The organism is Streptococcus pseudopneumoniae (assembly GCF_001068775.1).
Taxonomy (GTDB): Bacteria; Bacillota; Bacilli; order Lactobacillales; family Streptococcaceae; genus Streptococcus; species Streptococcus pseudopneumoniae_N.
Map to the genome: position 1 here is coordinate 1 of NZ_JWAJ01000153.1, position 21,365 is coordinate 21,365.

The window sequence follows — 21,365 nt, forward strand, 5'->3', positions numbered from 1 at the left end:
ACAAGTAAGCCGAGTCCAAAGGATATCGAGCGAGTTCAAATCGGCATCGAAATGATGCAAGCTCAGTTTCAATTAATGGGATATTAAAAAGGAGAAGTTAAAATGACAGTATTAGATGTAAAACACGTTCAAAAGATTTATAAAACTCGCTTTCAAGGCAACCAAGTAGAAGCCCTGAAAGATATTCACTTTACAGTTGAAAAAGGCGACTACGTCGCTATCATGGGTGAGTCTGGTTCTGGGAAATCAACCCTACTCAATATTCTCGCCATGCTTGACAAACCAACTCGTGGTCAGGTCTTCCTAAATGGAACTGACACAGCTACCATTAAAAATACTGAAGCATCAAGCTTCCGTCGTGAAAAGTTAGGTTTTGTCTTCCAAGACTTCAATTTGTTAGATACGCTTTCTGTTAAAGACAATATCTTACTCCCTTTGGTATTGTCTAGAAAGCCTATAACAGAAATGATGAAAAAATTGGTCGTGACGGCCGAAAATCTTGGCATCAATCAATTGCAGGAGAAGTACCCTTATGAAATCTCTGGAGGGCAAAAACAAAGGGTTGCAGTTGCACGGGCCATTATCACAGAACCAGAAATTCTCCTTGCGGACGAGCCAACAGGTGCCCTAGACTCTAAGTCATCTGCTGCCCTCCTTGATATCTTTGATCAGATCAATGAGCAAGGGCAAACCATTCTCATGGTAACCCACTCGACAGCTGCGGCTAGCCGTGCGAAACGTGTCCTTTTCATCAAGGACGGCATTCTCTATAATCAAATCTACCGTGGTGAAAAAACGGATCGTCAGATGTTCCAAGAAATCTCTGATACCTTGACTGTTATGGCAAGTGAGGTGAACTAGTATGTTTCGATTAACCAATAAGTTGGCCATATCCAACTTAATCAAAAACCGCAAACTCTATTATCCTTTTGCTCTGTCTGTCATTTTGGCAGTCACTATTAGCTATCTCTTTTATTCCCTAGCCTTTAATCCTAAAATTGTGGATTTGCGTGGTGCATCCGCTATACAATTTACCCTACAACTAGGGCTTGTCGTAGTGACACTTGCATCTGCCATTATCGTGCTTTATGCCAACAGTTTTGTCATGAAAAATCGGTCCAAAGAACTGGGTGTATATGGCATGTTGGGCTTAGAGAAACGCCATTTGATTGGTATGACCTTCAAGGAACTCTTAATTTTTGGTCTGGTAACAGTGACTGCTGGTATTGGGATTGGTGCCCTCTTTGACAATCTCATCTTTGCCTTATTGCTCAAACTTGCAAAGATGAAGGTAGAGTTAGTTGCAACCTTCCAATGGTCCGTTGTTTTTTCTATCCTTCTAGTATTTGGACTTGTCTTTTTAGTCCTTGTCTTCCTAAATGCTATCCGCATTATCCGTATGGATGCCCTCCAACTCTCTCGTGAGAAATCAAAAGGTGAAAAGAAAGGGCGTTTCCTAGTCCTTCAAACTTTAGTAGGGCTAATTACTCTAGGTGGTGGCTACTACTTAGCACTAAGCGTAACAGATGCTTTCAAAGCTGTCGCTACTTTCTTTATTGCGGTTATGTTAGTTATTGTGGGAACCTATCTCTTATTCAATGCTGGTATTACAGTCTTCTTGCAGTTGCTCAAGAAAAACAAGAGATATTACTACCAACCCAACAACCTCATCTCTGTTTCTAACCTCATCTTCCGTATGAAGAAAAATGCTGTCGGATTAGCAACCATTGCCATCCTTTCAACTATGGTTTTAATCACCATGTCGGCAGCAACCAGTATCTACAACGGTTCTGAAAACATGAAAAAACTCCTATATCCTCACGATTTTGAAGTCAAGGGGCAACATGTAGAAGTTGAGGATTTAGACAAGCTTTTGACTCAATACGCTAGCGAAAAGAACCTAACCATCAGCACTAAGGATGTTCTCAGTTATGCAAGTTTCGGTCTTTCGAGTCAAGACGGGACCAAATTAACCATCTTTGAAAAAGGGCAAAATAGTGTTATGCCCAAGACTGTCTTCTTAGTTTTCGACCAAAAAGATTACGAAAAGATGACTGGTCAGAAATTAAATCTCACTGGAGATGAAGTAGGGCTTTGGGCTCGAAATGACCAACTTAAAGGACAGAAAGCATTTAGTCTAAACAATCAGAACTATACGATCAAGGAAGCAATCCAGCAGGATTTTATTGCCAATCATGTTTCCAATCCTTATGTACTATTGGTATCGGATTATAACTATCTTGTAGTAGCTGATATTCAAAGCTTTTTGGAACAATACCAGGATTCAGCTATATACACACAGCTCTACGGTGGTATGGATGTAACAGCTAGTCTAGAGGAACAGTTAAAGCTATCTGATGATTTTGAGGAGTTTGCAAATAATTTTAGTCATAATCTCAAAAATGAAGACGGTATGGTATATGGTGGAGGCACTGCAAGTGACGCAATTGCCCAAATGAATGCTCTCTTTGGAGGAGTTCTCTTTATTGGTATTTTCCTATCTATCATCTTTATGATTGGAACTGTACTCGTTATCTACTATAAACAAATCTCAGAAGGTTATGAAGACCGTGAACGCTTTGTCATCCTGCAAAAAGTTGGCTTGGACCACAAACAAATCAAGCAAACCATCAACAAGCAGGTCTTGACTGTTTTCTTCCTCCCTGTAATCTTCGCCTTTCTTCATCTGGCTTTTGCTTATCATATGTTGAGTTTGATTCTTAAGGTTATTGGCGTCGTGGATACCGCCATGATGTTAAGTGTAACACTTTCTATCTGTGGTATCTTTGCCCTCATCTACGTACTTATCTTTATGATTACTTCAAGAAGCTATCGTAGAATTGTTCAAATGTAAAAACAGAAACATCAAAAAGAGAGTGGGACAGAAATCGTTAATTCGTTAGAATTCGATTTCGTCGTCCCACCTCCGCACAGTTGAGTAGGGCTGTAAAAGCTGATGAAATCAGCGTAGTAGAGCCCACTCAACCACTACGTCTTGCTCGACAATCCAAAGACAATTGAGAGGCTAGGACTTTTGTCCCAGGTTTTATCTCTTATTTCTCAACACGTGATTTGTTGGCGATATCAGCTAGGATTGATGCTACAAACTCATCATATTTAAACATTAAAACGGTATCTACTTTCAGAGGAGATATCGTTTTTCTTCTTCTTCTTCGGATAAGGATACAATAATTTCTTCCTTTCTCTATCTTTTAAATTAATTGATTTGCTCAGAGAAAGACTGTAAAATTTTTGATATAATATGTAGGATGGACTGATGGATATTTAAAAGATAATGTTCAAAAGAATCACAGCTAAGAATTAAAACCATGTCAGTTTGGACAGAAGTCTCTCGACCATCATCCATGCAGAAACAAGATTATATGAAATAAAAGGAGTAACCAATGTCCGGAAACTATTCAACACGTGAATTCCGCGAGAAACTATATGATGACCTTCATGTTCGATTAAGAGATACACTGATTTTGATGTGTGCGATTTTTATTGCCTCTATAGGTCTAAATATGAATTCAACAGCTGTCATTATTGGAGCCATGCTGATTTCCCCTCTTATGACATCGATTGTTGGACTGGGTTTTGGTTTAGCTATTTTTGATACCCGTTTAATCAAACAATCTCTAGAGGTTTTATTTACTCAAGTATTGGTCAGTTTGCTTGTCTCGACTTTGTATTTCTGGATTTCTCCCTTATCTTATGCAAGTAGCGAACTGATTGCACGAACCTCTCCAACCATTTGGGATGTTCTCATTGCTATTGCTGGTGGGATAGCAGGTGTAATTGGATCAAGGGAAAAAGAAGCAAACAATATCGTGCCAGGAGTAGCCATTGCGACAGCTCTAATGCCACCTATCTGTACTGCAGGCTATGGTTTAGCTAATGGAAATGTACGATTTTTATTTGGGGCTCTCTATCTTTTCTTGATCAACTGTGTCTTTATCATGCTAGCCAACATTGTTGGAACAAGAATTTTGATGAGAAAATCTCCCTTAAGTTCATTTAAAGAGCTAAATATTAAAATGAAAATTGGCTTGATATCCTTGATTGTATTATTGGTTCTTCCAGCCAGTTATTCAGCAGTCACTCTGACGATAGATCAAGCGCGAAAAGAAGGAATCAAACAGTTTGTAGTAAAAGAGTTCGCCAATCACACGGTCATTAATCAAGTCTACAAGTCAAGGAACAATGAATTGGTCTTGACAGTTGTTGGAGATCCGATTTCAGAAGAAGAATTAGAAACCATCCGCCAAAAACAAGCCTCTTACGGTATTCAATCTGTTCAATTAAAAGTCAATCAAGTCCATAATTCGACAAAATTAGATAGTGAGACGACCAAGGAATTTTACGAAATAATTAACCAGTATATCGATCAAAAACTCTCTGAAAAAGATTCACAAAAAGACCTCGTAAAAGAAAATGAGGCAGACAAGGATTGAGGATATTGACCTTATCTAACTCATGGAAGCAAATCCTATATCCAAAAGTTAATGGATAGAAAGGATTGTTGATGAGGCTACCATTTGTGGTGATTTGCCCAATCACTACTAGCTCAGGCTAAATAAAGAAGCAACAACGTTTTCAGTTGTTGCTTCTTTATTTAGCTGGAATTTTTATCCCAGGTTTTATCGTTTATTTTTCAACTCGTGATTTGTTAGCGATGTCTGTAAGAATCAATTCTACAAATGCATCTACCGGCATGGTTTCTGTTTCTTTTTGACCATAACGACGAACGTTTACAGCCTTCTCTTCCATTTCCTTGTCTCCAACGATTAATTGGTAAGGAATCTTTTGAGTTTGTGAAGCACGGATCTTGAACTGCATTTTTTCATTGCGTTCATCGACATCAGCACGGACACCACGGTCACGGAGTTTCTTAGCTACTTCCCAAGCGTAGTCCACGTGTTTTTCGTTAGATACTGGGATGAGGGTTACTTGGTGTGGCGCAAGCCATGTTGGGAAGGCACCCTTGTAGTTCTCAATCAAGATAGCTGTGAAGCGTTCCATAGTTGAGATAACCCCACGGTGAATCATAACTGGACGGTGTTCTTCACCATCAGCTCCGATATATTTAAGGTCGAAGCGTTCTGGGAGCAAGAAGTCAAGCTGGATAGTAGAGAGGGTTTCTTCTTTTCCAAGGGCAGTCTTAACCTGGATATCCAATTTTGGTCCGTAGAAGGCTGCTTCCCCTTCAGCTTCAAAGTAGTCAACGCCCATCTCATCAAGGGCAGCACGAAGCATGGTTTGGGCATTTTCCCACATTTCATCGTTATCAAAGTACTTGTGAGTATCTTGAGGGTCACGAAGAGAAAGGCGGAAACGGTACTCGTTTAGGTTGAAGTCTCCGTAAACATCGATAATCAACTGAAGGGCACGTTGGAATTCTTCTTGGATTTGTTCTGGAGTCACAAAGAGGTGACCGTCATTAAGTGACATTTCACGTACACGTTGAAGCCCTGTGAGGGCACCAGATTTTTCATAGCGGTGCTGCATCCCAATTTCAGCGATACGGATTGGCAATTCACGGTATGAGTGAACATGGTGTTTAAAGACTTGGATGTGGTGTGGACAGTTCATTGGACGAAGGACAAATTCTTCCCCGTCACCCATGTCCATAGTTGGGAACATATCTTCTTGGTAATGATCCCAGTGACCAGAAGTCTTGTAAAGCTCAACAGAAGCAAGTGGTGGAGTGTAAACGTGTTGGTAGCCAGAAGCCAACTCCTTGTCAACAATGTAGCGTTCCAATTCACGACGGATAGTCGCACCATTTGGCAACCAGAATGGAAGTCCTTGACCAACCTCTTGAGAAATCATGAAGAGATCAAGCTCTTTACCAAGTTTACGGTGGTCACGTTCCTTAGCTTCTTCACGCATTTGAAGGTAGTTCTTCAAGTCTTTCTTGTCAAACCAAGCTGTACCGTAGATCCGTTGCATCATGGCATTGTCGCTATTTCCACGCCAGTAGGCACCAGCTACGTTGAGAAGGTGGAAGATTTGGATGCGACCTGTTGATGGGACGTGTGGGCCACGGCAAAGGTCTACATATTCACCTTGACGGTAGATGGTCAAACCACCCTCATCTTCTGAGTGCTCTTCAATCAATTCCAATTTGTATGGATCGTTTTTGAAAATTTCACGCGCTTCATCTTTAGTCACTTCCTCACGAATAGATGGGAAGTTTTCTTTCACGATTTTCTTCATTTCTTCTTCGATACGAGGAAGGTCTTCGTTAGAGATTTGACCCGCTTGGTTGTCTGTATCGTAGTAGAAACCATCTTCGATAGCTGGACCAACACCCAAGTGAATGTCTGGGAAGAGGCGACGAGCAGCTTGGGCAAATAAGTGAGCCGCTGAGTGACGCAAGATTGGAAGAGCATCTTCGTGATCAGGTGTCACGATTTCGATGCTCCCATCTTCAGTGATAGCACGAGTTGTGTCAATGAGTTTGCCGTTAAATTTACCAGCAAGAGCTTTTTTAGCCAAAGAATTGCTGATGGATTGGGCAATGTCAAAAGTTGTAACGCCAGATTCGAATTCACGAACAGCGCCATCTGGGAAAGTAATGTTAATCATGATTTTCTCCTTATATTGGTTATCCATTATTTATAAAGCAGAGGTGTTTCCCTATTTTGCAGTCTTAAATCAAGAAAAACAAAAAGCGACATCCTAAAAAGGACGTCGCAACGTGGTTCCACCTTCATTTATGTTCCTCAAAAAAGAGGGACACCTCTGATTGGCTCTAACGTGGCCACCGTTTTATGTTTGCATAAAAGTCAGTAGAGTAGTATCAGTTTAGGCTTCCTATGCGTTCTCAGCAACCACGCACTCTCTGGTAGAAAGGGGCTAAGTGACTTGTCTCTATGCATTATTATAGCATGATTGTGAGATTTTTCAAGGATTTTGTGAAAGTTTTTTGTTTTTTCTTTTTTGTATTTCTTTTTTGTAGAAGATACTTGATTCCAAGACCAGAAGCCATACCCGCGAGGGCAAAGATTTCATAGGCTAGGAAGTAGAGAAGGATAAATTCTCCGAAAGTAATGATGGTAAAGCAAAAGAGCAAGCCAACTCCAATTAACCACCAAACTGAGAACTTGAAACGATAAGAGTAGAATAGTGATACTATGAAAGTCACCAGTGGAGAGAAGATAATAACGTTGCCGATGGTGAGCTCCTTCAAGATATAGTTTTCAGTAATAGTCCATAATAACAGCTCATAAAGTGGCCAATAAAAGAAAAATATGACCAGATAGTAAGGGAGATAATGCGAGAATTTACGCATGGGAATCACCTCTCTTTTCAAGATGTCAACTTAGATATCCTTCCTATAACTATTATAGCACTTTTGCGGTAAGAATAGTAAATCAGTTGACAAAGAACTTAGTTATTGGTAAAATAGAAATTGTCGTAAGGACAAATAACTTCTTCTTGGTTACAGGCATGCCAACCTGTCACTCGGATGAAGCCAAATAAAAAGGAGAAACATCATGGCAATCTCAAAAGAGAAAAAAAATGAAATCATTGCACAATATGCACGTCACGAAGGTGATACAGGTTCAGTAGAGGTTCAAGTTGCTGTCCTTACTTGGGAAATCAACCACCTTAACGAACACATCAAACAACATAAAAAAGACCACGCTACTTACCGTGGATTGATGAAGAAAATCGGTCGCCGTCGTAACTTGCTTGCATACTTGCGTAAAAACGACGTTAACCGTTACCGTGAGTTGATCAACTCTCTAGGACTTCGTCGCTAATTCAAGATACAAAGGCCGTCAAAAGCACAAAGCAAAAATAGGAAAATTGACGAAGAAACTTCAGTTTCTAGGAGATTTTATCTTTTTTGCCAAGTGCTTAGGCCGTGTTCAATTGAGCATATCTTGAAAGTAAGGCTACTCTAGTTGAGTAGCTTTTTTTATTTTTGTCACCTTACCTCGATATACTCAAGTATAATCTTCGGTTACGGTTCCTAGCACTGTAAGGTAAAATAAACCAGAATGATCTCCCTTCGGGGAGATTTTTTTGTTTCACTAAAATTTTTGTACAATCTTCGGCTTGCCGCCTAGTCTATAAACGTTTTATCCAGCAAGAATCATGATGCTAAGGGCGTTAAAAATCCGTATGAAAATAGGGAAAGGACACAGTGTTCGATGAACACAAGGAGTTTCATATTTTTCACTAGGATTTTAGCCCATGATCAAATCAGCCCTCTGACTTCAGAGGGCTTTTTTGTGTGCTTTTTTCTAGCCTTGTTCCTGATTTAGAAATGTGGTATACTATTTATGAAAATTGTCTAAATTTTTAATTTTATTAAGGGAGAGTTTTATGATTTCCAAATCTTCTGGAAGCCATCAAAACCTGCGGTATGTTTTTCTCCTATCTCTGTTGCTCGGAACTTTGGGAGTTTCTCTATTTTTGGCTGTTTCTATGGGTTCAGTTCAAATTAGTTTGAGTGATACCTATCGGATTATATTGAGTAAGATGGGAGCTCCGTTGGATATAGGAGACCTTTCAAAATCTACACTTGCTATTGTTTGGAATATGAGGTTACCCCGGGTTTTTCTTGGTTTGATAGTTGGTGCTGGCCTTTCCATGTGTGGTAGTGTCATGCAGTCAACTGTCAACAATCCAATCGCAGAACCATATGTGTTAGGTATTTCTGCCGGGGCAACCTTTGGCGCGACTTTGAGTATCATTCTTGGTTTTAAAGTCATGATTGGACTTGGTTCTTTCATTGGCGCGATTTTAGCAACACTTGCAGTCCTTCTGATTGCTTCCATGCAAGGCAGGATGACAACTTCCAGCCTGATTTTATCAGGAACGGTTGTGAATGCCCTATTTTTGGCTTTTTCAAACTTTATTATCTCTATTGGTGCCAATGCTGATAGCGTTATGACCATCAAGTTTTGGACAATGGGTTCCTTAGCGGGAACCTCTTGGGGACACTTAACGTTACCAACTATAATCGTAGGAATCGCTTTTTTATTTTTCTCTACCCAATATCGTGTTTTCAATGCCATGATGATGGGAGATGAGGCGGCTTTGACTTTGGGAATTCCCTTGCGTTTTTATTGGTATCTCTATGTGACGATTGTAGCTGTGATGACGGCAGTCCTAGTTTCAACTTGTGGGATCATCGGTTTTGTCGGTTTGATTACACCACATTTGGCCCGAAGTTTGGTAGGAACAAATTACAAAAGGCTTTTTCCAATTGCAACCTTACTAGGCGCCCTCTTTGTCGTCTGGGCAGATGTCTTTGCTCGCGTTTTGATTCAAAATGCTGAACTACCGATTGGAATTTTCACAGCCCTAGTAGGTGCACCTTTCTTTATCTACATGGTTGCAAGTAGACGAAGGGAGGTGAGAGTCTGATATGGACTTAATGTGCCAGGATATTCACTTTGGAATCGGAGAAAAAAAGATTCTCAAAGGAGTCTCACTTAAACTTGAGGGAAACCAATTTCATACTATTTTGGGACCAAATGGAAGTGGAAAGACCAGCTTGCTGAAACTCTTCTATCGACAGGAAAAGCCGAATCAGGGCTTGATTTCTTTAGATGGGAAGCCTCTAGACCAAATGAGCGTCAAAGAAACGGCAAAGCAGATGGCAGTTATCACGCAGTTTAATCAACTCCAGTTTGATTGTACGGTTGAGGAGATTGTCATGCTGGGTAGAACTCCCCATCTCTCTTTCTTACAAAAGGAAAAAGACAGAGACTTTGCTTTGGTTGAGGATGCTTTGGTCAAGGTAGATCTTCTTGAGAAGAGAAATCGACTCTACTCTTCTTTGTCAGGAGGAGAGAAGCAGCGGGTTTTGTTAGCACGCGCCTTGGCCCAAGAGCCGAACCTCTTGCTCTTAGATGAACCGACCAATCATTTGGATATCAAGTATCAGCTAGACTTATTGACCATTGTCAAAAATCTTCAAATCAATGTGCTAGCTGTCTTGCATGATATTCAGCTGGCTTGTCGCTATTCAGACTATCTCTACCTCATGAAAGAAGGGGAGATTGTTTACCAAGGTACTCCAAAAGAGACCATCACACCCGAGTCATTACAGACTGTCTATGGCGTTCAAAGTAAGGTAACTTGGACAGAAGATCAGCAAGCCATGATTCACTATTTATAAAAATTAAAAAGGAAAATAAAAACATGAAAAAAACACTTAGTATTTTACTTGTAACAGTAGCTACCTTATCTTTGGCAGCTTGTGGTAACGCATCTAAAGAAACAGCAACGGCACCAGCTACAACAGAAGCTAGTCAAAAAGCTAATACAGAAACCAGCTATCCTGTAACTATCAAAACTTATGATGCTAAAGGAAACGAAGTCGAACAAGTATTTGAAAAGGCACCTGAAAAGGTCATCACCAACAACCTCTCAACAACTGAAATCCTGCTTGAACTCGGTTTGAAGGATAAAATTGCCGGTATGCTCAATCCTGATAATGCGGTAACTGGTAAATACAAGGAAGCAATTGAAGCCATCCCTCATATTGGTGATAAAAAATCTGTCTCACAAGAAACAGTTCTTTCTTATGAACCAGATGCCTTGATGGGCCGCAACATGATGTTTTCTGAAAAGTCAATGGGAACCATTAGTGCTTGGAATGAAAATAAAATCCCTGTTTATACGCAAAAAGCTTCACTTTCAAATATCCAACAGGATTTGGGAAATATCGTAGAAGATGTGAAGAATCTTGGTACCATTTTCAATGTCCAAGACAAGGCGAATCAATACGCAGAGCAATTACAAGCTAAAATCGATGCGGTTAAGAAAGCAAACCCCGAAACACAGGGTGAAAAGAAAAAGGCTTTGATTATGGTGGCCTACAATGATGAAACCTTTGGTGCCTACAAGTCAGCCCTTCAGGAAAGCTTGCTCAACCAACTTGGTTATACCAATGTTGCAACAGGAACTTCTGGTTTGACCTTGGAAAATCTAGTATCAATGGATCCAGAGTTGATTATCTATGTAACTAGTGACCGTAATCAAAAGTTAGATGAAAAAGCAGTGGATTTGATGAAGGCAAATGCTGTTTTGGAAAATGTCCCAGCAATTAAGAATCAAAAAATCATGACGATCTCTTACGATGAGTTGATGGATTACGGTCCTGCAGTGATTGATTCCCTTGAAAAGATCAATGACTTTATCAAGAAATAAGGAGTTTAACTGGGAAGGGATTCGAGTTAGGGTCAGTCTTCCTTCAAACTATGATCCTCAACAAGCCTACCCAATGATTCTTTTAAATGATGGACAATTGGACTATTTATCAGACCTATCCCAATCTGTAATTTTAGTGGGGTTGATTCCAGAAAATCGTCTGAATGACTTTACACCTTGGAAAGCTAGTGCTTTGAAAGAAGGAGCGCCAGACCTTGGTGGGAAGGTAGACCAATACCATCAGAAGCTCTTTCAAGGAATTCTAACAACTCTAAAAAAAGACTACTTAATAGATGAAAGTAGGATTGCTTATGGTGGTTATTCACTGGGTGGTCTTGCTGCCGTCTATAGTCTCTATAGTAGTTATCTTCCTGCGACCTGTATCTTCTCTATCTGTGGCTCTTTCTGGTATCCAGACTTTATAGACTTTTGTAGGGAACATGACCTGATACAGAGCCAAAGCCTGATTTATTTGCAAAATGGTCAGACAGAAGGTGCCAATCATTCCAATCGTCTGTCTAAGGCTCCTATTTATGCCAGAGATCTACATGATCTGATTTCAGAGAAAGTCCCTTCGACTTATTGCACATTTGATGCTTATGGGCATCATGAAGCTCTTAAGGAACGTTATCATCATTTTTGTGATTGGCTAAGGAAAGAGTGGAATCTTACGTAAAAATCTAATACTCTTTGTTTAGGATGGACAGAGAGTATTTTTCTTGTCATTATTCGGGTATATTTTGAAATTTCCACGTGATTATCTAAACCGAAAGTTTAACTGTAATGTATCAAAATGTGGTATAATGAGTAGATAGATAGAATCGAGGATATTATGTCATTTACGAAATTTAAGTTTAAAAAATATATAGAGGAAGCCTTGGAGGAGTTGAAGTTTACCACTCCAACAGAGGTGCAAGATAAGTTGATTCCTATTGTCCTGGCAGGTCGTGACTTGGTTGGTGAATCAAAAACAGGTTCAGGGAAAACTCATACCTTTTTGCTTCCAATTTTCCAACAGTTGGATGAAGAGAGCGATAGCGTGCAGGCAGTTATCACAGCTCCAAGTCGTGAATTAGCGACTCAGATTTACCAAGCTGCTCGTCAAATTGCAGGCCACTCGGATGTAGAAGTACGTGTCGTTAACTACGTTGGTGGAACAGACAAGGCGCGTCAGATTGACAAACTGGCAAGTAACCAGCCCCATATTGTTATCGGAACACCAGGTCGTATCTATGATTTGGTAAAATCAGGCGATTTGGCTATCCACAAGGCTAAGACCTTTGTAGTCGATGAAGCTGACATGACCTTGGATATGGGATTCTTGGAAACAGTTGATAAGATTGCAGGAAGTCTTCCAAAAGACTTACAGTTTATGGTCTTTTCAGCGACTATCCCACAAAAACTGCAACCATTCTTGAAAAAATACTTGTCTAATCCAGTTATGGAAAAAATCAAGACCAAAACAGTTATCTCAGATACCATTGATAACTGGTTGATTTCGACTAAAGGTCGTGATAAGAATGCCCAGATTTATGAGTTGACTCAAGTCATGCAGCCATACTTAGCAATGATTTTTGTCAATACAAAAACTCGTGCGGATGAATTGCATACATACTTAACAGCTCAAGGATTAAAGGTGGCAAAGATCCATGGGGATATTGCACCTCGTGAACGCAAACGGATCATGAATCAGGTCAAAAATCTTGATTTTGAGTATATCGTAGCAACTGACCTGGCTGCGCGTGGGATTGACATCGAAGGTGTCAGTCACGTTATTAATGATGCTATTCCACAAGACTTGTCCTTCTTTGTCCACCGTGTTGGACGAACTGGACGTAATGGTCTGCCAGGTACAGCCATTACCCTTTACCAGCCTAGTGACGACTCAGATATTCGTGAGTTAGAGAAATTAGGAATTAAGTTTGTGCCTAAGATGGTCAAAGACGGAGAATTCCAAGATACTTATGACCGTGATCGCCGTGCTAATCGTGAGAAGAAACAAGAAAAGCTGGACATCGAAATGATTGGCTTGGTTAAAAAGAAAAAGAAAAAAGTCAAACCAGGCTATAAGAAAAAAATCCAGTGGGCCGTCGATGAAAAACGCCGTAAAACCAAGCGTGCTGAAAGTCGTGCCCGTGGACGTGCAGAACGTAAAGCCAAACGCCAAACATTTTAAAAATAAGACAGTAGAACCAAGTCGGTTTTACTGTTTTTTTATAGTTCTACACTGGGATTGTCAGAATTCATAAGTGGATGATATTGGAAAACTTAAAGTTTAATCAGAACATTCTTTTAATTTTTTGAAGTTTATAGTATATTTAAATTAAAAGTTGATTGTAGGAGAAGGTAAATGAAAGATTTTATTGCTGGGATTGGTGAAATAAATGTTATTGCTTATTTGATATATGTGTGTACCGGTCTCTCTCCTCTCTTTCATATATTGGTCATCGGGTCAGAATTGAGTACTGGAAAAGTAGTGGTGCGTGATAATAATATCAGAAAGAGTAGATTTAATGGTAATCAGCATAGCATTAAATTGCGGTAAATAGATAAGTGAATTCTATTTTTCTAACTAATTATATAACAGTAAATGAATTGATTTTACTGTTATTTTAATTTATAATTATAATAGGTCAAATTTTCAGTTTTTGTTTAGAAGTATATCTAATACAAAACATAAAACTATGTAATATTGTATTAAGTTATTGGAGGATGCATTGATGCCAAGAAAAGGAGTGACTGTTTACGATTTATTGATTTCTTGCCCCGGAGATGTTAATGATTATCTTGAGTTAATTAAAGAAGCTGTTGATAATTTTAATAAACTTTATGGTAGTTTGAATAATATACAAGTATCAGTCAAGCATTGGTCAACGGATAGTTTTCCTGAGTCGGGTGATAAACCACAGGAATTATTAAATAAGCAAATTGTTAGGGACTGTGATGCAGCTGTTGCTATATTTTGGACAAGATTTGGTACTGCAACAGATAGGTATGGTTCTGGAACGGAAGAAGAAATTGAGGAGATGTTATTAGCAAAAAAACAAGTTTTTATGTATTTTCTAGATATTCCTATAACTCCTTCAGAAATAAATGAGGAGCAATTTACTGCTGTAAAAAATTTCAAAGAAAGATATAAGGATAGAGGAATATTTTTTACAGTTAAGGACAAAAGTGAATTTAAACGTCAGTTTACAAATCATTTAACATTATATTTTTTAAATTTAGTTAATGAAAAAGAAACTTTTCAAAATGAACAATTAAAACCTCTTTTAACGATAAGAGATAAGAATACATCTTCCGACGAATGTTCTGTTCCTATAAAATTTAATTTACTAGAGTCAAAATTTTTAAATGAAAACTACAAGAAAATTATTGACCATATTGAAGAATTAAATAAAACTGTTATTTCTGAGGTTCCAACTAAAGTAGATAATAATACTAAAAAGTTAACTCTTTCTCTAAATGAAGAAGATAACGTTAATTTTCTGTCTAAAATAGCTGATGATGTGACTATTAGTGATGATTTTAAAAAACTCACAAACGATTTTGCAATCAAAGAGGAAATCAAACTACATGAGAATTTCTGGTGTTTAGGAAATTTGAAGAAACATAAATTTCAAATGCCAACGCCTTTCGGAAAAAGTGCGCCTTCGTATATTGGAACCGATGAAGAAAGGAACCGATTTTCTTTATTAAAAAAATTATACTGGGAAATAAAATCATTCAATGAATACACAGAATATTTTACATTCATGGATAACATTGAATGTATAGAGTTAATGGTTTCTAATACAGGTAAGACATATGATGAAGATATTGATATTAAACTAATTGTACCTAAAGGTTGTCTTTTGAAACAACATGACTTATTGTATCCAGGAGAAAATATAATAGAGGAGATACAGGAAATTAAAATAGAAGAAATGCTATTTAAAATTGAAGAAACTGATACTGTTTGCGCATATGATTATCCTCAGCAACCCTTATTACGGTCAGAAGAAATAAATGTTTCTCCACTTCTAACATATAATAGAACATCTAGTTATGAAAGCCAAAAAAACTATTATAAAGATTCATTAAACGATATATTTATATACAGATATTTTGATAAACCAGAATCTGATATTTTAAGATTTGATATTGAGTATTTGAAACATAACACTTCAATGGCATTTCCTTCTAAACTATTATTTAAAAATATTCCTAGAACAATTGAATATGAAATAACATCGAAGTTTACACCAGATATGGTGAAAGGAAAAATAAATCTAAAATCCGATTAATTTGCTAAAAAAGTAGGAAGTTTTATAATAAATATATAAATAAGAACATGGTTTAATGAGGTTGATATGAATCAGAACAAAGAGTTAAGTTGTGAATTTGAGTATAAAAATGATTTATACCGAGTTTACGAATTAGATGAAGATGATAGTGATTATGTCAGAATTGTTAGTGAGTCTAAGAAAGGTATGTATATAGAAAGTACCAAAAATGTTAAAAGGATATTGGGTTTAGATAGTGAAAAATAGTTTTTTCGTTGTAAAATGTTGCCAAAGTAAAACAAAAAGCCTTAGAAACATTGATTTCTAGGCTTTTTTAACTTATTTACTCTACTCCCACTCAACAGTTGCAGGTGGTTTACTTGTGATATCGTAGACGATACGGTTAACGTGGTCAACTTCGTTTACGATGCGCACAGAAATCTTTTGGAGGACTTCCCAAGGGATCTTAGCGAAGTCAGCTGTCATACCATCGATAGAAGTGATAGCACGGATAGCGATGGTGTAGTCGTAAGTACGTCCATCTCCCATAACACCTACTGAACGAACGCCAGTGTTAACAGTGAAGTATTGCCAGATATCGCGGTCAAGACCTGCTTTAGCAATTTCTTCACGAAGGATAGCGTCTGATTCGCGAACTGTTTCAAGTTTCTCTTCAGTGATTTCACCCATGACACGAATAGCAAGACCTGGACCTGGGAATGGTTGGCGCCATACGATGTGGTCTGGCATGCCAAGTTCTGTACCAAGGGCACGAACTTCATCTTTGTAAAGAGTGTTGAGTGGTTCGATGAGTTCAAACTGCATGTCTTCTGGAAGTCCACCTACGTTGTGGTGAGACTTGATGGTTTGAGCAGTATCGGTACCAGACTCAATCACGTCAGTATAAAGAGTTCCTTGAGCAAGGAATTTCACATCTGTTAGTTTGCTTGCTTCGTCATCAAAGACATAAACAAACTCGTTACCGATAATCTTCCGTTTTTGTTCAGGATCAGATACACCAGCCAATTTATCAAGGAAACGTTTGGCAGCATCTGCTTTGACAATGTTCAAACCAAACTTACCACCAAGCATATCCATAACTTGGTCAGCTTCACCTTTACGGAGAAGACCGTGGTCTACAAAAATACAGATCAATTGATCCCCGATGGCTTTTTGGAGAAGAACCCCAACAACAGAAGAGTCAACACCACCAGAAAGTCCGAGGAGAACACGTTTGTCTCCAACTTTCTCACGGATTTGTTTGATTTGCATCTCGATGAAGTTATCCATTGTCCAGTCGCCTTTGGCACCACAGATGTTCAAGGCAAAGTTACGGAGGATATCATAACCGTGTACTGAGTGGCGAACTTCAGGGTGGAATTGGATACCATAGATTTTCTTGTCTGGATTTTCAATAGATGCGTAAGGACAGTCAGCAGAAGTTCCAGTACGAACAAAATCAGCAGGAATTTCTGTAACAGCATCCCCATGGCTCATCAAGACAAGTTGCTCATCTGGAGTACCCGCAAAAAGAGCTGATTCTGTGTGAGTCAATGTTGATTGACCGTATTCACGGTTACCAGCATCGCCAGCAGGAACAACCTTACCACCAAGCTTGTGAGTCAATAGCTGCATACCATAGCAGATTCCCAAAATCGGAATTCCAAGTTCAAAAATCTCTGGATCAATATCAAATGATCCTTCTTCGTAAACAGAGTTTGGACCACCTGAAAGTACAATCCCGATAGGATTGATAGCGCGGACTTCGTCAGCCGAAATCTTGTGACTTTTTAGTTCTGAAAAGACACCAATCTCACGGATACGACGTGAGATGAGTTGGTTGTACTGGCTACCATAGTCCAGTACGATGATCTTTTCGACATCTTGCAAATCAGTTGAAATGTTGCTCATCTTTTCCCTTTCTTAAAAGAAATATCTTCTTGAATATTCTATCATAAAAGGGTTAGAATTACCAACCAAACAAGTGCGGTTTGACTTTTCCCTATGAGATAGGGTACAATGGAAAAAATAAAGAAAAGAAGTGAGCAAGCATGTTACCAGCTTATATGAAAATCCACGACCAAATCAAGAAAGACATTGATGAGGGAAGTTGGAAAATTGGGGAAAGACTTCCAAGTGAGCGAGACTTAGCTGAGGAATTTGAAGTTAGCCGTATGACCCTGCGTCAAGCCATCTCCCTTTTGGTCGAGGAAGGAGTTTTGGAGCGTCGTGTGGGTAGCGGGACCTTTGTTTCTAGTACTCGTGTTCAGGAAAAAATGCGTGGAACGACTAGTTTTACGGAGATTGTAAAAGCTCAGGGTAAAACACCATCGAGTCATCTGATTTCCTATCGTCGAACGATCCCTAATGAGCAAGAAGTTGAAAAATTAGGGATCAAGGCTACTGAAAATATTATCCGGATGGAACGTGTTCGTTATGCAGATCAAGTTCCTGTAGTCTACGAGGTGGCTTCTATTCCTGAGAAATTTATCAAAAATTTTAAGAAAGAAGAAGTAACCAAGCATTTCTTTCAAACCTTGCAGAAACATGGTTATCGGATTGGTAAATCTCACCAGACCATTTATGCCCGCCTAGCCAAGGAAAAAATTGCTTATTACTTAGAGGTCGAAAAAGGGCATGCTATATTAGGACTGACTCAGGTGTCTTACTTTGATGATGGTACAGCTTTCGAGTATGTAAAGAGCCAATACGTCGGAGAACGTTTTGAGTTTTATCTAGAAAATAATTAGTTTTAACAATACTCTTGAAGTAAAATCAGATCTACTTTAAGAGTTTTTTTTATTTGGTTTGGATTAGAAAACATTTTCCTTCTGATAAAAATAGTAATCATACGAGTATTTTTCAAAGATTCGTGTTATAATAGTTAGGTTATATGGTCCCGATAAGGTGGCAGGATTGATTGCAAATACTCTTCCTACCAGTTCTTTGTAACTCTATAACGAATATTTTTTAAGGGGGGACATTTTTATGTCAGAACGTAAACTTTTCACGTCTGAATCTGTATCTGAGGGGCACCCAGATAAGATTGCAGACCAAATTTCAGATGCTATCTTGGATGCTATTTTAGAGCAAGATCCAGAAGCCCACGTTGCTGCTGAAACAGCTGTTTATACTGGTTCAGTGCATGTCTTTGGTGAAATTTCAACTACTGCTTATGTAGATATTAACCGAGTAGTTCGTGATACCATTGCAGAGATCGGTTATACCAATACTGAGTATGGATTCTCAGCTGAAACAGTAGGAGTTCATCCATCATTGGTAGAGCAATCTCCAGATATCGCTCAAGGTGTTAATGAAGCCTTGGAAGTTCGTGGAAATGCGGATCAAGATCCACTTGATTTGATTGGAGCTGGAGACCAAGGTCTCATGTTTGGTTTTGCGGTGGATGAAACTGAAGAACTTATGCCATTGCCAATCTCACTCAGCCACAAGTTGGTTCGTCGTTTAGCAGAGCTTCGTAAGTCTGGTGAAATTAGCTACCTTCGTCCAGATGCTAAATCTCAAGTTACTGTTGAGTACGATGAAAATGACCAGCCAGTGCGCGTGGATACAGTCGTTATTTCAACTCAACACGATCCAGAAGTGAGCAATGAACAAATTCATGAAGATGTGATTAACAAGGTTATCAAAGAAGTGATTCCAGCTTCTTATCTTGACGATGAGACTAAATTCTTCATCAATCCAACAGGTCGTTTCGTTATCGGAGGTCCTCAAGGGGACTCAGGTTTGACGGGTCGTAAGATCATCGTAGATACTTATGGTGGTTACTCACGTCACGGTGGTGGCGCTTTCTCTGGTAAGGATGCGACTAAGGTTGACCGTTCAGCATCTTATGCAGCTCGCTATATTGCCAAAAACATTGTTGCTGCAGGCCTTGCTAAGAAAGCAGAAGTACAATTGGCTTACGCAATTGGTGTAGCCCAACCTGTATCTGTTCGTATCGATACCTTCGGTACTGGTACAGTAGCGGAAAGCAAGCTTGAAAAAGCAGCGCGTCAAATTTTTGACCTTCGTCCAGCAGGAATCATTCAAATGCTTGACCTCAAACGTCCAATCTACCGTCAAACAGCGGCTTATGGACATATGGGACGTACAGATATCGACCTTCCATGGGAACGCTTGGATAAGGTTGATGCCTTGAAAGAAGCAGTTAAATAAAGTAAAAAGGAGTTGATTTAAACTCCTTTTTAGTTATGATTTATTGAGCGATATTCTTCAAAAAAGCCCAGTTACCAATGGACTTAGTCCCGTACTCTAACTCCATAAAATCTAGCAATACATAATCATTCTTTTTATAGAATGGAACATTTTTTTCTGTACTGGTAATGAGCCTTAAGCGCTTGCAGCCCTTGGATTTGACATAAGGCTCAACTGCGTCTCTAAGAAAAGCACTGCCCACACCTTGTCCTTTAACGGATGAATTGACTGCAAGGAGCATCAAATACCAGTCAAAGCTATTCGATTTTTTCAAATGTTCTTCGGAACGGTCTACTAGATCAAGATACTTCAAAAAATTTCGTGGGCTAATGTAGCGAAATAGTTTTATGACACCATTTAGCAAGTAAGATAGGATGGAAAAATCATTTTGTTGTAATAAGGCGACAGCTAGGATTTCTCCGTCTTGTTCAGCTACTAAGCAGGTCTCTTCTTTGATATAGAGGCGAGTCAGGAGACTTTCCAAGAGTTCTAAAAAAGCAGGATAGTTTTCAGGTTTCTTGAGATCATCTATGATTAGAGTTAAGAATGGATAGTCAAAGAAGCTATCGGCTATTACTTTTCCAATTTTTTGGTATTCGTCTAGCCTGGCTTTTCTGTATACTATGTTCTCCATTTATGAGCTCCTTTTTTATTGTTAGTAAATTATAATAACCGAGTTTTTACAAAAATATTGCCAAACTTAGTAAGTTGAAAGATTGTTAGAAAACTCTCTCTGTAACACTGAATCTGATTCTAGAATATCGGATCAGACAGACAAAGAACACTCTAAAAAGTTAGAATTTTTAGAGTGTAGTCCAATTATTGCTAAGTTTTATTTTGTTGGGATTGAGATTTCAATCAATTTTTCAGAGTAGAGGGTCTTGATATTAGCTTCATCGATATTTTGCTTGTCGATCTTACGATTCAAGAAAAATTCTTGGATTTTTTCAATTTCTTGTTCGCGGATAGCACGATGTTTATTGGAAATGAGGATTTCATAATGAAGCGGTGCCTGAGTAAAGATAACATCAGTGTTGCCTGCAGAGTAGACTTCTACGAGTGTAGCGTCGGTACTCTCTAGTTGGCTTTTAACAAGGTTTGAGTGAGAATTAGTAGTGTTGATGAGCTTCATAGGCTTTCCTCCTGTGTTTCTATGTCTATTATAGCACTTTTTGGAAAAATTGGAAAAGTTAATTTAAACTTGATGCTGTTTTTTCCAAGCTTCAATTGCCCATTTATGACTGCCACGTTTTAAGTTTGAAATAGCTTCATCAATTGGGAACCAAGCTAGGTGATTGAAGTCCTCCAAAGGTTTTTGGATTTCTTGATAAGAAGTAGCTTCATAGAGATAGGCTGGATTGTAGTAGTAGGTATCGCGATGGCTGGAATAGAAATACTCATCTGCTTGTCCATAATAAGTACCAATCTCAGCTGTAAAACCTAATTCTTCAATCAGTTCTCGTTTGAGAGCTTCAAAATGATCTTCGCCTGCTTCAATCTCGCCACCAGGCAAGAACCATGCACCATTTGGAGCTTGAACGAGGATAATCTTTTCATGTGCTGAGTCAGGGATGACTGCATAAACACCATATCTAGTTTTGTAGGTTACACCCTCTTTTTTTTCTCCAAAGGTTGGATTTGTCATAAATTTCTCCTTTATGTGTGCGCTTTCTTACTATAATAGTAAAGAATGCTCTTACTGTC

General features: G+C 38.8%; 20 protein-coding genes. 14 read left to right on the top strand and 6 right to left on the bottom strand.

The window, feature by feature from the left end:
* Window positions 1-102 precede the first annotated feature (102 nt).
* The 3 genes from ADF68_RS09900 (at window position 103) to ADF68_RS09910 (ending at window position 4,454) form a co-directional block, all read left to right on the top strand.
* Window positions 103-861 carry an ABC transporter ATP-binding protein gene (locus ADF68_RS09900; RefSeq protein WP_049548648.1) on the top strand — a complete coding sequence of 253 codons (759 nt, stop codon included), beginning with the start codon at window positions 103-105 and terminating at the stop codon, window positions 859-861.
* A gap of 1 nt (window position 862) precedes the next feature.
* Window positions 863-2,854 carry an ABC transporter permease gene (locus ADF68_RS09905; RefSeq protein WP_049549673.1) on the top strand — a complete coding sequence of 664 codons (1,992 nt, stop codon included), beginning with the start codon at window positions 863-865 and terminating at the stop codon, window positions 2,852-2,854.
* Window positions 2,855-3,404: 550 nt separating this feature from the next.
* The gene (locus ADF68_RS09910) at window positions 3,405-4,454 is read left to right on the top strand and encodes a DUF389 domain-containing protein (RefSeq protein WP_049549674.1); all 1,050 of its coding nucleotides are present in this window, start codon (window positions 3,405-3,407) and stop codon (window positions 4,452-4,454) included.
* Between the two features lie 193 nt (window positions 4,455-4,647).
* Here ADF68_RS09910 and thrS read toward each other — a convergent pair whose 3' ends face one another.
* Window positions 4,648-6,591 carry a threonine--tRNA ligase gene (gene thrS, locus ADF68_RS09915; protein ID WP_049549675.1) on the bottom strand — a complete coding sequence of 648 codons (1,944 nt, stop codon included), beginning with the start codon at window positions 6,589-6,591 and terminating at the stop codon, window positions 4,648-4,650.
* Between the two features lie 295 nt (window positions 6,592-6,886).
* Complete coding sequence (locus ADF68_RS09920) at window positions 6,887-7,297, bottom strand: hypothetical protein (protein ID WP_049549676.1); 411 nt, start codon at window positions 7,295-7,297, stop codon at window positions 6,887-6,889.
* A gap of 205 nt (window positions 7,298-7,502) precedes the next feature.
* On the opposite strand from ADF68_RS09920, the gene rpsO reads away from it, so the two are divergent.
* From rpsO to ADF68_RS09965, 9 genes are all read left to right on the top strand, one after another.
* Window positions 7,503-7,772, top strand: coding sequence for a 30S ribosomal protein S15 (gene rpsO, locus ADF68_RS09925; protein WP_001018251.1), 270 nt, complete (start codon window positions 7,503-7,505; stop codon window positions 7,770-7,772).
* Between the two features lie 568 nt (window positions 7,773-8,340).
* The gene (locus ADF68_RS09930) at window positions 8,341-9,387 is read left to right on the top strand and encodes a FecCD family ABC transporter permease (protein WP_049549677.1); all 1,047 of its coding nucleotides are present in this window, start codon (window positions 8,341-8,343) and stop codon (window positions 9,385-9,387) included.
* A gap of 1 nt (window position 9,388) precedes the next feature.
* Complete coding sequence (locus tag ADF68_RS09935) at window positions 9,389-10,144, top strand: ABC transporter ATP-binding protein (RefSeq protein WP_049549678.1); 756 nt, start codon at window positions 9,389-9,391, stop codon at window positions 10,142-10,144.
* 23 nt (window positions 10,145-10,167) lie between these two features.
* Window positions 10,168-11,178 (top strand): ABC transporter substrate-binding protein, encoded by a 1,011-nt coding sequence (locus tag ADF68_RS09940; RefSeq protein WP_049549679.1) that lies wholly within the window; start codon window positions 10,168-10,170, stop codon window positions 11,176-11,178.
* On the top strand, window positions 11,159-11,854 hold the full coding sequence (locus ADF68_RS09945) for an alpha/beta hydrolase-fold protein (RefSeq protein WP_049549680.1): 696 nt from the start codon (window positions 11,159-11,161) through the stop codon (window positions 11,852-11,854). Before ADF68_RS09940 ends, ADF68_RS09945 begins: the two co-directional genes overlap by 20 nt.
* Before the next feature lie 156 nt (window positions 11,855-12,010).
* Window positions 12,011-13,354, top strand: coding sequence for a DEAD/DEAH box helicase (locus ADF68_RS09950; protein ID WP_049549681.1), 1,344 nt, complete (start codon window positions 12,011-12,013; stop codon window positions 13,352-13,354).
* Window positions 13,355-13,528: 174 nt separating this feature from the next.
* A complete protein-coding gene (locus ADF68_RS11310) occupies window positions 13,529-13,723 on the top strand; it encodes a hypothetical protein (protein ID WP_049549682.1) in 195 nt (64 codons plus the stop codon).
* A 175-nt stretch (window positions 13,724-13,898) separates the two neighbouring features.
* Window positions 13,899-15,464 (top strand): hypothetical protein, encoded by a 1,566-nt coding sequence (locus ADF68_RS09960; protein ID WP_049549683.1) that lies wholly within the window; start codon window positions 13,899-13,901, stop codon window positions 15,462-15,464.
* 66 nt (window positions 15,465-15,530) lie between these two features.
* Window positions 15,531-15,710: a hypothetical protein gene (locus ADF68_RS09965; RefSeq protein WP_049549684.1), complete on the top strand. Its 180-nt coding sequence runs from the start codon at window positions 15,531-15,533 to the stop codon at window positions 15,708-15,710.
* An 81-nt stretch (window positions 15,711-15,791) separates the two neighbouring features.
* Here the strand turns inward: ADF68_RS09965 and guaA are convergent, their stop codons facing one another.
* Window positions 15,792-17,354 carry a glutamine-hydrolyzing GMP synthase gene (gene guaA, locus ADF68_RS09970; protein WP_004253965.1) on the bottom strand — a complete coding sequence of 521 codons (1,563 nt, stop codon included), beginning with the start codon at window positions 17,352-17,354 and terminating at the stop codon, window positions 15,792-15,794.
* A 140-nt stretch (window positions 17,355-17,494) separates the two neighbouring features.
* Here guaA and ADF68_RS09975 point away from each other — a divergent pair, with 140 nt between their 5' ends.
* Window positions 17,495-18,193: a GntR family transcriptional regulator gene (locus ADF68_RS09975; protein ID WP_049549685.1), complete on the top strand. Its 699-nt coding sequence runs from the start codon at window positions 17,495-17,497 to the stop codon at window positions 18,191-18,193.
* Between the two features lie 238 nt (window positions 18,194-18,431).
* Window positions 18,432-19,622, top strand: a complete 1,191-nt coding sequence (metK, locus tag ADF68_RS09980; protein ID WP_049549686.1) for a methionine adenosyltransferase — start codon at window positions 18,432-18,434, stop codon at window positions 19,620-19,622.
* A gap of 40 nt (window positions 19,623-19,662) precedes the next feature.
* On the opposite strand, the gene ADF68_RS09985 is transcribed toward metK, so the two are convergent.
* The 3 genes from ADF68_RS09985 to ADF68_RS09995 all read right to left on the bottom strand — a co-directional run bounded on the left by ADF68_RS09985 (window position 19,663) and on the right by ADF68_RS09995 (window position 21,306).
* Window positions 19,663-20,295, bottom strand: coding sequence for a GNAT family N-acetyltransferase (locus ADF68_RS09985; RefSeq protein WP_049549687.1), 633 nt, complete (start codon window positions 20,293-20,295; stop codon window positions 19,663-19,665).
* 198 nt (window positions 20,296-20,493) lie between these two features.
* Window positions 20,494-20,793, bottom strand: coding sequence for a DUF1827 family protein (locus ADF68_RS09990; RefSeq protein ID WP_049549688.1), 300 nt, complete (start codon window positions 20,791-20,793; stop codon window positions 20,494-20,496).
* Between the two features lie 63 nt (window positions 20,794-20,856).
* Entirely contained in the window at window positions 20,857-21,306 is a 450-nt protein-coding gene (locus tag ADF68_RS09995; RefSeq protein ID WP_049549689.1) for an NUDIX hydrolase, read from the bottom strand.
* Between the last annotated feature and the right edge of the window lie 59 nt (window positions 21,307-21,365).

Excerpts from the sequence above, each read along its gene's own strand:
- ADF68_RS09900 (WP_049548648.1), top strand. The coding sequence starts at position 103 with ATGACAGTATTAGATGTAAAACACGTTCAAAAGATTTATAAAACTCGC.
- ADF68_RS09905 (WP_049549673.1), top strand. The coding sequence starts at position 863 with ATGTTTCGATTAACCAATAAGTTGGCCATATCCAACTTAATCAAAAAC.
- ADF68_RS09910 (WP_049549674.1), top strand. The coding sequence starts at position 3,405 with ATGTCCGGAAACTATTCAACACGTGAATTCCGCGAGAAACTATATGAT.
- thrS (WP_049549675.1), bottom strand. The coding sequence starts at position 6,591 with ATGATTAACATTACTTTCCCAGATGGCGCTGTTCGTGAATTCGAATCT.
- ADF68_RS09920 (WP_049549676.1), bottom strand. The coding sequence starts at position 7,297 with ATGCGTAAATTCTCGCATTATCTCCCTTACTATCTGGTCATATTTTTC.
- rpsO (WP_001018251.1), top strand. The coding sequence starts at position 7,503 with ATGGCAATCTCAAAAGAGAAAAAAAATGAAATCATTGCACAATATGCA.
- ADF68_RS09930 (WP_049549677.1), top strand. The coding sequence starts at position 8,341 with ATGATTTCCAAATCTTCTGGAAGCCATCAAAACCTGCGGTATGTTTTT.
- ADF68_RS09935 (WP_049549678.1), top strand. The coding sequence starts at position 9,389 with ATGGACTTAATGTGCCAGGATATTCACTTTGGAATCGGAGAAAAAAAG.
- ADF68_RS09940 (WP_049549679.1), top strand. The coding sequence starts at position 10,168 with ATGAAAAAAACACTTAGTATTTTACTTGTAACAGTAGCTACCTTATCT.
- ADF68_RS09945 (WP_049549680.1), top strand. The coding sequence starts at position 11,159 with ATGACTTTATCAAGAAATAAGGAGTTTAACTGGGAAGGGATTCGAGTT.
- ADF68_RS09950 (WP_049549681.1), top strand. The coding sequence starts at position 12,011 with ATGTCATTTACGAAATTTAAGTTTAAAAAATATATAGAGGAAGCCTTG.
- ADF68_RS11310 (WP_049549682.1), top strand. The coding sequence starts at position 13,529 with ATGAAAGATTTTATTGCTGGGATTGGTGAAATAAATGTTATTGCTTAT.
- ADF68_RS09960 (WP_049549683.1), top strand. The coding sequence starts at position 13,899 with ATGCCAAGAAAAGGAGTGACTGTTTACGATTTATTGATTTCTTGCCCC.
- ADF68_RS09965 (WP_049549684.1), top strand. The coding sequence starts at position 15,531 with ATGAATCAGAACAAAGAGTTAAGTTGTGAATTTGAGTATAAAAATGAT.
- guaA (WP_004253965.1), bottom strand. The coding sequence starts at position 17,354 with ATGAGCAACATTTCAACTGATTTGCAAGATGTCGAAAAGATCATCGTA.
- ADF68_RS09975 (WP_049549685.1), top strand. The coding sequence starts at position 17,495 with ATGTTACCAGCTTATATGAAAATCCACGACCAAATCAAGAAAGACATT.
- metK (WP_049549686.1), top strand. The coding sequence starts at position 18,432 with ATGTCAGAACGTAAACTTTTCACGTCTGAATCTGTATCTGAGGGGCAC.
- ADF68_RS09985 (WP_049549687.1), bottom strand. The coding sequence starts at position 20,295 with ATGGAGAACATAGTATACAGAAAAGCCAGGCTAGACGAATACCAAAAA.
- ADF68_RS09990 (WP_049549688.1), bottom strand. The coding sequence starts at position 20,793 with ATGAAGCTCATCAACACTACTAATTCTCACTCAAACCTTGTTAAAAGC.
- ADF68_RS09995 (WP_049549689.1), bottom strand. The coding sequence starts at position 21,306 with ATGACAAATCCAACCTTTGGAGAAAAAAAAGAGGGTGTAACCTACAAA.